Origin of the sequence: Thalassospira sp. MCCC 1A01428 (genome assembly GCF_002115825.1) — a bacterium.
Classification (GTDB): domain Bacteria; phylum Pseudomonadota; class Alphaproteobacteria; order Rhodospirillales; family Thalassospiraceae; genus Thalassospira.
This window is the reverse complement of the sequence record NZ_JFJZ01000030.1, coordinates 42,262-55,178: the sequence shown is the minus strand read 5'-3', so window position 1 is coordinate 55,178 and position 12,917 is coordinate 42,262. Positions and strand designations below refer to the sequence as shown.

11 protein-coding genes are annotated in these 12,917 nt (G+C 50.2%); 7 read left to right on the top strand and 4 right to left on the bottom strand.

The features are described from left to right. The first annotated feature begins 134 nt into the window (after positions 1-134). The 3 genes from THS27_RS18985 to hemB all read left to right on the top strand — a co-directional run bounded on the left by THS27_RS18985 (position 135) and on the right by hemB (position 3,219). Entirely contained in the window at positions 135-896 is a 762-nt protein-coding gene (locus tag THS27_RS18985) for a DeoR/GlpR family DNA-binding transcription regulator (RefSeq protein ID WP_085593635.1), read from the top strand. Positions 897-905: 9 nt separating this feature from the next. Beyond that, positions 906-2,141, top strand: coding sequence for an MFS transporter (locus THS27_RS18980; RefSeq protein ID WP_371455915.1), 1,236 nt, complete (start codon positions 906-908; stop codon positions 2,139-2,141). Between the two features lie 73 nt (positions 2,142-2,214). Next, complete coding sequence (gene hemB / locus THS27_RS18975) at positions 2,215-3,219, top strand: porphobilinogen synthase (RefSeq protein ID WP_085593633.1); 1,005 nt, start codon at positions 2,215-2,217, stop codon at positions 3,217-3,219. Between the two features lie 101 nt (positions 3,220-3,320). Here hemB and THS27_RS18970 read toward each other — a convergent pair whose 3' ends face one another. Continuing rightward, positions 3,321-4,262 carry an HAD-IIA family hydrolase gene (locus tag THS27_RS18970; RefSeq protein ID WP_085593632.1) on the bottom strand — a complete coding sequence of 314 codons (942 nt, stop codon included), beginning with the start codon at positions 4,260-4,262 and terminating at the stop codon, positions 3,321-3,323. Between the two features lie 574 nt (positions 4,263-4,836). On the opposite strand from THS27_RS18970, the gene THS27_RS18965 reads away from it, so the two are divergent. Continuing rightward, on the top strand, positions 4,837-4,995 hold the full coding sequence (locus tag THS27_RS18965; protein ID WP_085593631.1) for a DUF1127 domain-containing protein: 159 nt from the start codon (positions 4,837-4,839) through the stop codon (positions 4,993-4,995). Between the two features lie 95 nt (positions 4,996-5,090). Here THS27_RS18965 and THS27_RS18960 read toward each other — a convergent pair whose 3' ends face one another. Both THS27_RS18960 and THS27_RS18955 read right to left on the bottom strand, forming a co-directional pair. Beyond that, positions 5,091-6,602, bottom strand: a complete 1,512-nt coding sequence (locus THS27_RS18960; RefSeq protein ID WP_246833025.1) for a malonyl-CoA synthase — start codon at positions 6,600-6,602, stop codon at positions 5,091-5,093. 151 nt (positions 6,603-6,753) lie between these two features. Next, the gene (locus tag THS27_RS18955; RefSeq protein WP_085593630.1) at positions 6,754-7,920 is read right to left on the bottom strand and encodes a type III PLP-dependent enzyme; all 1,167 of its coding nucleotides are present in this window, start codon (positions 7,918-7,920) and stop codon (positions 6,754-6,756) included. Positions 7,921-8,165: 245 nt separating this feature from the next. Between THS27_RS18955 and THS27_RS18950 the strand changes: the two genes are divergently transcribed. Both THS27_RS18950 and THS27_RS18940 read left to right on the top strand, forming a co-directional pair. Then, complete coding sequence (locus THS27_RS18950) at positions 8,166-9,641, top strand: aldehyde dehydrogenase family protein (RefSeq protein ID WP_371455919.1); 1,476 nt, start codon at positions 8,166-8,168, stop codon at positions 9,639-9,641. Between the two features lie 360 nt (positions 9,642-10,001). Further along, a complete protein-coding gene (locus THS27_RS18940; protein WP_085593627.1) occupies positions 10,002-11,222 on the top strand; it encodes a threonine ammonia-lyase in 1,221 nt (406 codons plus the stop codon). An 87-nt stretch (positions 11,223-11,309) separates the two neighbouring features. Here THS27_RS18940 and THS27_RS18935 read toward each other — a convergent pair whose 3' ends face one another. Then, entirely contained in the window at positions 11,310-11,795 is a 486-nt protein-coding gene (locus tag THS27_RS18935) for a flavin reductase family protein (RefSeq protein ID WP_085593640.1), read from the bottom strand. Between the two features lie 249 nt (positions 11,796-12,044). Between THS27_RS18935 and motA the strand changes: the two genes are divergently transcribed. Next, the gene (gene motA, locus THS27_RS18930; RefSeq protein ID WP_085593626.1) at positions 12,045-12,899 is read left to right on the top strand and encodes a flagellar motor stator protein MotA; all 855 of its coding nucleotides are present in this window, start codon (positions 12,045-12,047) and stop codon (positions 12,897-12,899) included. Positions 12,900-12,917: the final 18 nt, after the last annotated feature.

The following is a 12,917-nucleotide window of genomic DNA, read 5'->3' as shown; positions in this document are numbered from 1 at the left end:
CCAATTGGGTTCAGACCCTAGCATTAAACACCGGCCACGCTTTGACGTGGCCGGTTTTTATTGACGCCCGTTTTCTAGCCGCTTAAAAATAAATCCGGCAAAATCGGCAAAATGTGCAAAACAGGCAAACACTCATGTCCAGCGTCAACGCCCGTCAATATGAAATAAGCAGGTTGCTAAAACGGTTTGGCACTGTTCATATCCATGACCTGACCGAAAGGCTGCATACCTCGGCAGATACCATCCGCCGCGATTTACGCCAGTTAGAAAAGCAGGGTAATTTGCGCCGCATTCACGGAGGCGCAATTTTACCGTCATCCGATGACGGAACTTATCAGGAACGTAGCGAAGAAGTTCGCCCTGAACGCACGGCTATCGCCCGCCATGTTGCCCAACACATGATTCCTGACGAGGCCGTTGTATTTTTTGACAGCGGCACAACGGTTCTGGAAGTCGTTAGGCAATTAAAGCAGAGCTTCCATGGAACAGCCATTGTCGTTAATCCGGCTGCAGCAGTGATTTTGGCAAACCATGCCAATGCCGATGTCATAATGCTTGGCGGAAAAATCTTAAAGGCTGACATGGTAGTGTCAGGCCCATCAACTGTTGAAGAAATTAACCGTTTTCATGCAGACATTTGTGTGTTGGGCACCTGCGCCATTCACCCCGATCTTGGAGTAAGCACGCGCCGGATCGAAGAACGTGCCAGCAAAGCCGCCATGATCGCCCGCTCAAGCGATGTAATTGCCATTGCGACTGCCGACAAGCTGGAAACCCGGATGCCCTTCAAGGTTTGCGATGCCGAAGCCATCAGCACACTTGTAACCGGACGCAAACTTTCAAAAAGCTATCTTGCCAATTACCAAACACATGGAATTGATGTTGTCCTGGTTTAACTCCGCCAAATGCACAAATCTCAACAGGTACGGTCGATGATTTCCCAACATGCCATTGCCCACAATCGGTGTAGGGGTATATTTTTTCTGCATGGTGCAGGTTTCGCCAGTTGGGTGCCCCACATCCCGCTGGTGCAGGAAAAACTTGGGTTAAATCATGAAAACCTGGGGCTGGCATTATTGGCTGCGGCCATCGGCGTTATTGCAGCCATGCCGTTTTCCGCGCGTTTTTCAGATCGCTTCGGGTCCAACATCGTTGTCAAATTTTCGGGACTCCTGTTTTTCCCTTCGCTTGTTGCTCCATTATTTATGACAACATTGCCAACATTGGCAGCCACCCTTTTTGTCATGGGTTTTTGCGCGGCACTTATGGATATCGCCATGAATGCAAATGGCGTTAGCCTTGAACGTATTCGAGGCAAAAGCATTTTATCCGGTCTGCACGGTTTCTGGAGCCTGGGCGGATTCTGTGGTGCCGGGTTTGCAACATTGTGGTTTGCCCTGCCCCTGTCAAAAACTGTGCACCTCCCTGTAAGTGTTATCATGCTGCTTGCAACCCACTGGTATTTGCAACGCGGTTTATTGTCAGATCGGGTTCATCCTGCCACATCAGGCCCCAATGTCTCCCAACCTGCCAGCCCGCCTTGCAAGCAGCCAAAAACTGGCACCGAACGCCCGATTTTCTGGCTTTTATTGCCCTTTGGCATCTGCGCATTCATCGGACAATTTGGCGAGGGTGTTATTACCGACTGGGTTACCGTTTTAATGATAAGGGCTCTCGATACCCCTGTCAGTGTTGCTGCTGCCGGTTTTGCCTTTTACTCGGCCGCAATGGCAATCACGCGCCTTTCCGGAGACTGGCTGGTAATGCAGTTGGGCCGTGCGCCGGTCCTGATCGCCAGTTGCGGCCTTGCAACAACGGGCTATCTGATCATTGCTCTTTCACCGCATTACCTGATTTCGTGGCTGGGGTGTTTTATTGCCGGAACCGGGCTTGCTGTCATATTGCCGCTTTTGATCTCCAGTGCTGCGGCCAGCACCGGAAAAAGTGGCGGTACAGTTGTGGCAACCATTGCGGCTATCGGTTACACCGCCCTAATGGCCGGACCGCCAGTAATTGGCGCAGTTGGCGAGCGCTATGGTTTGATAAACGCCTTTTTATTGGTGGCAGGCTTTTTAAGCCTGATCATTCCGGTATATCTGACCAGCATGCGTAAACGGTTAAAAACCGTCCGCAATAGTTGATCACGGCTTAAATCTGCCGCATAAAACTAATTCATACGCCACCACCGTCTAATTCGCGTGAAAGAGATTGATCATGGCCCATCCTGTCAGTTATGGCACGTTCCCCCGCACCCGCCTGCGTCGCCCCCGCATGACCGACTGGTCCAGGCGGATGGTGGCTGAAACACGCCTAAGTGTTGATGACCTTATTTTGCCTGTTTTCGTCATTTCCGGTCGCAATCAGCGTGTCGCCATTCCCTCAATGCCGGGCGTTGAACGCCAAAGCATTGACGTTTTGGTTGAAACTGCGCGCCACGCCGAAAAACTTGGCATCCCCGCACTGGCCCTGTTTCCGTATATTGACCCGGCCCTGAAAACCGAAGATGCACGCGAAGCCTACAATCCCAACAATGTTGTGTGCGAAGCAACCAAAGCCATCAAGGATGCCTGTCCCAACCTCGGCATCATTTCCGACGTTGCCCTGGATCCGTTTAATTCCAATGGGCAGGACGGCGTTGTTGTTAACGGCGAAATCTTGAATGACGAAACCACCGAAGCCCTGGTGCGTCAGGCATTGGTTCAGGCCCAGGCCGGGTGCGACGTTGTTGCCCCGTCTGACATGATGGATGGACGTATTGCTGCCATTCGCGATGTGTTGGAAACGGAAAACCTGAAAAAGGTTCAAATCATGGCCTATGCAGCCAAATATGCATCGGCCTTCTATGGTCCGTTCCGGGATGCTATCGGCTCGGCTGCGGCATTGGGCAAGGCGGATAAAAAAACCTATCAGCTTGATCCGTCCAACAGTGACGAATCCCTGCGTGAAGTGGCATATGACCTTGAAGAAGGCGCAGATTCCGTCATCGTTAAACCCGGCCTGCCTTACCTCGATATTGTTCGTCGGGTGCGTGAAAGTTTTGGTGTGCCGGTATTTGCCTATCAGGTATCGGGCGAATACGCGATGTTGCGCGCTGCGGCCGACAATGGCTGGCTGGATTACGCGGCTTGTGCTGTGGAAACACTAGCCTGTTTTAAACGCGCTGGCGCGTCCGGCATCCTGACCTATAGCGCAATCGACGTTGCCGAATATCTTGGATAATCAGTCAGGACTGACTATAGGGCACGCATTCTGCCAATAAACACAAAGGGTGTCAGAATGAATTTTCCGACACCCTTTGTTTTGCAATCCGAAGGCGACTTTTATTCCAGTCCGTTCCCGATTGCAGGGGCAATAAAATGCGGGTGAATACCTGACCGGTGATACAGCCCCGTCAGATCATTATAGCCATCAAGGAAACCACCCCGGGTTACCAGCAACGTTTGAATTCCAACAGCGAGGCCCCCAAGAACATCCGTATGCAAGGTGTCCCCCACCATCAGGATGCGACTGCGGTCAACGGTTGGGTGACGTTGTAAAATATCCTCAAATACTTCACTGTACGGTTTGCCAACACATTGGGGAATCACCCCACAGACATCGGCAGCACGATGCGCAAAATACCCGGCCTCAACCGACAAAAAATCGCCCATCGGGGCACAAATGTCGGGGTTACCCACCAATATTGGCCGCGGTTTTCTGGCAAGGCTGGTTTCCAGTAAATGCTGGCGTTTATCATTCCATTCATCTGAATCAATCAGAATAAACCCGTCAACTGTGTCATAAAAATTCTGATCATCGCCCAAAAAGCCCGCCTCGCCCGGCAAACTGGCAATCGGCCAATGCTGGGGCGCCATAACGCCCCAGCGTGTCACATGGGAATGGCGGCTCATCATTGGAACTATATATTTGGCACTGCTGACCAGTGAGTCGACGGTAAAATCAAACCCACGATTGCGATGACGGGCAATAATCGCTTCTGGTGAATTCGACGCATCATTGGTGACAACAGCCAATGCAATATCACGCTCTCGCAATGCCTTTACCGCCGATAAAGCACCAGCGATCGCATGCACGCCAGAATTAAGCACCCCAAATGCATCAAAAATAATGACATCAAACTGATCGGCGATTTCCAGGATATTATGAGCAACCTGCGTCTGCCCGGGCAAATCCTCTTTTGCAAGCTGTGGCATCCGGTCTGCATATTTTAAATAAGCCGCAATGGCGCTTTCCCGGTCAAGGGCAGGTCTGGCACCTGTCATTATATATATGCCTTTCGCGATTAAAAATTGGCGTCATTATTTTGTAGATCAGTGCGATTCTGTTGCGATTCGTAAAACCGGTATCGCAAAACATACCCCATCACACCCCGTCAGACACCATCAGTGCCTGTAAAAAGACATAAAATCAATACAGCGAAAAAAGAACAATTCTTCAGGATTCACACGTATGGGTGGGAACAACCAATACACTAAAAATTTGGGTAATTTTATTAGCCATGCACTGAGTGCATGGACAAAAAGAGATCAGTATTTCTTCTACATTGCATCAATTGGCTATATTTTGGGCATTTGATTAAATTCTGCGCTTTATCCGGCCCTGCTCTGCAAAAAATGCAATGGTTAAATCGTGCGGTCAAGCCTATCTTCTGCCTCAAGAGATAACGCGATCACGACTGACAAGTTACACACAAAGATAACTTTGTCGCCCTGGTTGCACATAGCAGACCGACACGTCGAGCCATTCAGCATGCCATCCGGGCATGACACGGATCACTTGCCGGTTCCCTGAATGTAGTTACCGGCGCTGTCCGGACGGTTTGAAATAGGTGATAAAATGATCCTTACCAAAATTTTTGCTTACTTGCGTGCCCTGCGGATCCAGTACCAGACCCAGAATGCACTGGCCCGCCTTGACCATCGCGAACTGGCTGATATCGGCCTGAACCGTGACCAGATCGACGATGTTGCACATCGCGTTGCCTTTGGTCACTAAGACCAGACGACCGATAGTTTCGACCAAATCAAAAAGCCCCGGGCGATGAAAATTCGCCGGGGCTTTTTTGTTATATGCATTAACAAATGCCCCGTTTAATTGCGGGCACCATACTCGTCCCGCAAAATGTTTTTTTGCACTTTTCCCATGGTATTTCGGGGAAGTTCGTCAACAAAAAACACTTTCTTTGGCACCTTAAAATTCGCCATTAACGATTTGATATGGTTCATAACATCGTCGGGTAAAAGCGTTTGGGTGCCGTCTGGTACCACAATTGCGACAACCGCCTCGCCAAAATCAGGATGCGGCACACCAATAACGGCACTTTCCAAGACGCCAGCCATTTTATCGATCTCGGTTTCAATTTCCTTGGGATAAATATTAAACCCACCGGAAATCACCAAATCCTTGGCCCGCCCAACAATATGTACATAGCCCTTCTTATCAATAAGGGCGATATCACCCGTAATGAAAAAACCATCATCGCGAAATTCTTCGCGGGTCTTTTCCGGCATTTTCCAGTAACCGGCAAAAACATTTGGTCCGCGCGCTTCAAGAACTCCCACCTCGCCCGCTGGCAAAACCTGTCCCTGATCGTCACATACCCGCACTTCAACATCGGGCAATGCCGGGCCAACCGTATGAATAATCCGTTCCCCCGTTAACGGATTTGATGTCGCCATGCCCATTTCCGTCATGCCATAGCGTTCCAGCAAATAGTGCCCGGTGCGGGCATGAAAAGCAGCAAAAGTTTCGGGCAATAACGGGGCCGACCCCGATATGAACAAACGCATGTTTGACACCAGATCTGCGTTAAAATCATCACTGGCCAACAAGCGAACATAAAAGGTTGGCACCCCCATCATAACGGTGGCACGCGGTAGCGCGGCAATCACTTGTTCGCGATCAAATTTGGGCAGAAAAATCATACCTGCCCCCGATATCATGGCGCAATGACACGCAATAAACAGGCCATGGGTGTGAAAAATCGGCAACGCATGCAGCAAGGTGTCGCTTGCCGTAAATCCCCATAGATCGACCAATGTGCGTCCGTTTGACCACAGGTTCATCTGGGTCATCATGGCGCCCTTGGGTTTGCCTGTTGTCCCGGATGTATACAGAATTGCCGCCAAATCGTCGTCAGCACAGGGGACCGGAGCAAAATCCACGGGTTGCTCCAGTGCTGCTTGCGTTATCGTTCCCTGACCGTCTTCATCCAGGGTAAAGACACCCGAAACTGATTTTTCCTTAACAATGCCCTCCATGTCGGCCTTTCCTTGTGGCTGACATACGATCACAACTGGTGCGGCATCTTCGACAAAATAGGAAAGCTCTTGCGTCTGATAGGCCGTATTTAAGGGCAAATAAACCAAACCGGCCCTGATACACCCCAGATACAAAAATAGGGCGGCTGGCGATTTATCTGTCTGAACAGCAACGCGGTCTCCCTTGCGGGCACCTAAACCATGCAATGCCGCCGCATAGCGCGACGACCATTCGTCTGCATCGCGATAGGTAAATCGCGATCCATCTGTGGTTTCAAGCAATGTTTTGTTTAAGTCCGCGGGAAAACAATCCCGAATGCGCATGAAAAGGCTGGTCGTCACGTTGGTTCCCCCGGCATAACAGTGTTGCGGACCGCACCAACAGTGCAGCCCGCTTTTACTGACCCTAATACAGGGGAAATTTATTTGCAATTCGGTACGGCTTTACCGCGTTTAATGTTTCACCTGAAAACCAGCCAAATGCATGACATGATCATCCAACCTGCGGAAACTCACCATCAATAAACGGAAATGTCTCGCCCACCGTCACCAGCAGTTCCGGGTAAAATCCGTTAAAATGGGTCGCCAGGGCGTTACTATACGCACCGATATGCCCAAACTCGATCCAGTCCCCTTCGCGAATGTCAGCGGGTAAATTTACTGTTGCTGGCAACACATCCATATTATCGCAGGTCGGGCCGTAAATGGTGAATTCCAGGGTTTCTTCCGGGTCGAAATCCCCATCAATACGCATGGGACGCACCGGAAAACGTAAATTTCCCGTCACCGCTTCGGACAAACTGCCATAAATACCGTCATTGATGAAAAGCTGGTCTTCCTTACGCAATTGAATTTGCGTAACCAACGAAACGCCGCTTGAAACCAGCGCGCGGCCAGGTTCACACATAAAGGTAATGTCGGGCATATCAAGCCAGCGAATGCAGTCCCTGATTTCATCCATAAAGACATCAAGGTTCGGTCCGCGCTGGTTCATATACTGGCCGGGAAAACCGCCCCCGACATCAATGGAATGAACTTTGACGCCTGAAAAATCAATCACCTGCCGAATAAGCTCTATAGCGATACGATACCCGTTGGGACTGGTGCATTGCGAACCCACATGGAAGCATAAACCCGCCTTGTAACCATAGCTGTCCACCTTTTTTATCAGTTCGGCTGCGGTCATTGGCCGGGCACCAAACTTGGCCGACAAATTATATGCCGCACCAGCCGGTGGCGTTGCCAGACGCACATGGATCACCAGGTCCGGGTCTTCATCTGTTTCAGCACGAATTTTATGCAGTTCGTCTTCGGTATCGATGACAAAATGACGAATACCAAACACCCGATGCGCACTGCGAATGGCATCGCGGCTTTTAACCGGATGCATAAAATAGGCATCCATCCCCGGGAACTGCCGCCGGACCAGCGCAATTTCTTCGGGGGATGCCGTATCAAAATGGCGCACACCACCTTCATGCAAGTAGCGCATAATTTCAGGGTGCGGATTACATTTGACCGCATAAAGGACTTTACCGGGAAAACTATCGACAAACCGCCGCGCGGCATCGCGCAAAATGTCAGGGCGCAAACAATAAACCGGATAAGACGGTTTAAGTTCCTTTACGACATCATAGGTCGTATCAAAATGGCGTGGCATTGCTGGCTCCGAACATTTCAGAAAGTGAATAACAAATAAACGCCCGTGCAGGCGACCTGTTCCGGCACGGGCCACCCTAACAAGCATGGTTCTAAAAGTCATGAACGATCATACGCAAATGGCTTGCATTAGAACGGGCGGCTCGCTAATTTGGTAAAACAATACCGAATAACCACTTAACCCGCCGCGCAGCAATAGGCGCGCACAAGACGGGTAAAATCAGGGAGGCTTCTGTGCCTGTTGAAATGGAACTTGATCCGTTCGTTCTGGCCAAATCATTGTCTGGCGTGCATTTGATCGATGGCGAATTTGTGGCCCCGATCAATGGTAAAACTTTTGACGTTTTAAACCCTGCTACCAACAAATCCATCGGTCACGCGGCCGAAGGCGATGCAGATGATGTTGAACGTGCTGTTGCCGTTGCCAAAGCAGCACAAAAAAACTGGGCCGAGCGCCCGGCCCGTGAACGCGGTAAACTGGTTGCTGAATGCGGACGCATCCTGAATCAGCATGTCGATGAACTGGGCAAACTTATTGCTCTGGAATCAGGCAAGGCGCTACGCACTGAAAGCCGGGTTGAAGCATCTGTTCTGGCAGACATGTTTGTGTTTTTCGGTGGCCTTGCCTCCGAACTAAAAGGCGAAACCGTTCCGTTTAATCCCAATATGATGACCATGACCACACGCGAACCTGTTGGTGTGGTTGGTGCTATCATTCCTTGGAACGTCCCGTTATTGCTCATGGCGATCAAGGTTGCACCGGCACTTGTTGCCGGGAATAGTGTTGTCGTCAAATCTGCCGAAGATACGCCGTTTACCGTTCTGCGTGTTTGCCAGATCATGCAACAAATTTTGCCCAAAGGTGTTTTAAACATTCTTTCGGGCTTTGGCCCCGGTTGCGGCGGGCCGCTGGTCGCGCATAATGATGTTAAAAAAGTATCCTTTACCGGGTCTGTTGAAACCGGCCGCATCGTTTATCGTGCCGCAGCTGAAAAACTGATCCCGGTCACACTGGAACTGGGCGGAAAATCCCCGATGATCGTGATGAACGATGCCGACATTAAAAAGGCTGTTGCCGGTGCCATTGGCGGTATGCGCTTTACCCGTCAGGGGCAGAGTTGTACTGCGTCGTCGCGAATTCTGGTTCACGAAGACCTGCATGATGATTTCGTTGCCCGCCTGAAAGACAAGGTCAATAGCCTTAAAATGGGCAACCCGCTGGACGAGGCGACCGACATTGGCACCATCATTAACGCCAAACAACGTAGCAAAGTATGCAATTACATTGAAATTGGCAGCAACGAAGGGGCGCAGAAACACGAATTAAGCGCCCTGCCCGATGACCCGGAACTGGCTGACGGACAGTTTGTGCGCCCGGTGATTTTTACCGATGTAAAACCCGACGCCCGGATCGCCCGCGAAGAAATTTTTGGCCCGGTCGCCTGTGTATTCAAGTTTAAAACATTCGACGAAGCCATTGAACTTGCAAACGATAGCGACTTTGGACTGGCTGCAACTGTCTGGACAACAGATCTAAAAACAGCCCTTGTTGCAACCAAACGCCTTGAAGCCGGGTTTGTACAGGTAAACCAGAACCTGGTGGTGCAACCCAACCTGTCCTATGGCGGAGTTAAACTTTCAGGGTTGGGGCGTGAAGCATCGCTTGAAAGCATGCTTGAACACTTCACCCACAAGAAAACCATCATCCTCAACATGGAATAAGGGAAAAACCGCCAGTTATTTTCCCACCGGGTTGCATTGCAAGATATGCAACCCGGCTTTTTCCCATGTTTGCTTGACCTCAACGGTTCGATCCGTAAAAGTGCCTGTATTATTGCTTAAAGTTTCTGAAAGTATCTGGCGCATGTCTGACGATGCCGACACCCTTTTGCCGCCCTGTCCCCAACCCTGTTTTGCAGGTGCGGCTGCCATGATGCTTATGATTATATGCCCCATTTCTGTGCGGCGAATGTGAACCCTGTCATCTGCGGATGACAGGTCTGGTTTATCCCCGATTATTTCCCCACATTCACATAAACGGTTCCTGCCTTGTTCAAAGGCAGAACGCACAGGAGTCTGGAAATGGCTATTTCCTATCACGATATCGTTCGCGCATCACGCCTGCTTGAAGGTATCGTCAACAAAACCCCGTTAGTAAAATCACAAACCTTATCAAAGATTTGCCAGGCTGATGTTTATCTAAAACTTGAAAACCTGCAATATACAGCATCGTTCAAGGAACGTGGCGCCTATGTTAAACTGGCCAGCTTAACGCCCGAAGAACGTGCTTGCGGTGTTATTGCGGTATCGGCAGGCAATCACGCACAAGGGGTCGCCTATAACGCCAAACGCCTTGGTATTCCCGCAACCATCGTTATGCCGGAAAACACCCCTTATACCAAAGTCCGACATACGCGGTCGCACGGTGCAGAGGTCGTTTTAAAAGGCACTGTCCTGGCTGAATCAATGCAGGCCGCCCAGGATTTGCAAAAAGAACGCGGACTGACTTTTGTTCACCCTTTTGACGATGATCACATAATTGCCGGCCAAGGGACGGTCGGGCTCGAAATATTAAATGAAGGGGCCGATTTTGACACAGTGATTGTGCCGATTGGCGGGGGTGGCCTGGCATCCGGTATTGCCACAGCGATCAAATCACGCCAGCCCGACATCGATGTCATTGGTGTTGAAACCAAACTGTACCCGTCAATGTATGAAGGTATCCACCAAAAGGAATTTTCCGGTGGTGGCGTTACAATTGCCGAAGGTATTGCTGTTAAACAGCCTGGCGGAAAGACCCTGGAAATCTGCAAGGAATTGCTTGACGATGTGGTGCTGGTCGAGGAATCGGCGATTGAACGCGCCATTCAGATGCTAATCGAAATCGAAAAGACCGTCGTCGAAGGTGCCGGTGCCGCACCGCTGGCAGCGCTGCTTGATCATCCGGACAAATTCATCGGCAAAAAGGTTTGCCTGATCATAAGTGGCGGCAACATCGACAGCCGTTTGCTGGCGCAGGTTTTAATGCGCGGTATGGCACGCGAAGGACGGCTGGTACGTATTCGTATCGAAATTCCAGATGTGCCAGGCGCTCTTGCACGAATCAGCACTCTGATCGGCAATGCTGAAGCCAATATTATCGAAGTCTACCATCAGCGCTATTTTTATGACATCCCGGCCAAGCAAACCGATGTTGATATGGTGCTCGAGGTTCGCGATACAGCACATGCACAGCAAGTCACCGAATATCTGAAAGAAAACGGTTACGGCGGGCGGTTGCTGGGCAATACGTCGCTGGATTAATGCCGCAAAAGCGATAGAGGCTGTCTGCAATAGTTCGCAACTATTGCAGACAGCCATCTGACCAGCTTAGCAATAAAATGCCAGAACCTAAACGCGGACCAACTGCGCATATGCACCGCCGTAATACAGCAACGGATCGCCCGTTTCACCCATATCAACATCACTGACCTGGCCAACAATGATACTGTGATCGCCGCCATCATGAACCGCGTGCCGCACACAGGAAAATGTCGAAATATTACCAATCAGCACCGGCATGCCATGACCGTTATCCTTAAACCCGGTCTCTTCCCACCGGTCTTCGATCGGCGATGCAAACCGTTCGGCAAGGTCTCGTTGCGAATTGCGCAGGACATTAATACAAAAATGCTCTACAGCGCCGGTAAACACATCATGGGTTGCGGCATTGCGGGCAACAGAAAAAAGAACCAGCGGTGGTTCAAGCGACACTGACGAAAATGAATTTATTGTAATCCCGACCTTCCGCCCGTCCGTATTACGAGAGGTAACAACGGCAACACCAGTCGCAAACTGGCCTAGGCAATCCCGGAAATGACGTGACGAGAAGGACATGTTCAAATTACAGCTTTCATTGTTCAGAATGATCGGCGAAACCCACTTAAAGCCACAGGAACATGGCGATAAATTCAAATACTGTCAAATCCTGACATAAAATGATTTGTAAACATGATGTTAATAACAATTTGAACTAATTGTATCATAGGGCGTGGGACTTTTGTAAAAAGGCACCACATGACACATGGGTGACAAGCACACCCATATTGACACGTTGGCGTATTTTGCCGGCACAAGGGGTAATAGATGTTTCTGATCATTGGGTATGTGGTTGTGATCGGTGCGGTCCTGGGGGGATACTTGCCGCATGGCAAATTTAGCGTCCTGATCCAGCCCTTTGAAATTGTCATCATTTTTGGTGCAGCTTTTGGTACGTTCCTGATTGCAAACCCGATCAGTGTCCTGAAACGCAGCATTTCATATACAATTCGCGCCATGAAAGGTGCGAAGAAAAAAGCCGCCTATCTGGAACTGCTGGTGTGCCTTTATGCTGTTTTCCGGCTTGCCAAGTCCAAAGGCGACCTTGCGCTTGAAAGCCATGTTGAAAACCCGGAAAGCTCCGCCCTGTTTAACAATTTCCCCGGTGTGACTGCCGACCATCATGCGCTGGAATTTTTATGCGACTATCTGCGCCTGCTTACCCTGGGCACAACCAACGCATATGAACTGGAAGCCGTGATTGACCAGGAACTTGATGCCCACCACGAAGAAGAGAATGCCGTTGCAGATGCCATTCAAACCGTTGGCGATGCCCTGCCCGGTCTTGGTATTGTCGCTGCCGTTCTTGGCATTATCAACACCATGGGATCGGTTACCGAACCACCGGAAATTCTTGGTGAAATGATCGGTGCTGCTCTTGTTGGTACGTTTTTGGGTATTCTGGCCTCATATGGGTTTGTCGGCCCGACCTCGGCCATTATTAAAAAGACCCTTGAACAGGATGCCAAATTCTATGTTTGCATGAAGGCGGCCCTGATTGGCCATATGCAAGGTTACGCACCGCAAGTTTCTGTCGAATTTGCCCGCAAAATCCTGCCTCCGGAATTACGTCCAAGCTTCAAGGAACTTGACGACGCCATCCAGAACGCCCCAACGGTTTAAAGAACAACAGTCTGGAAC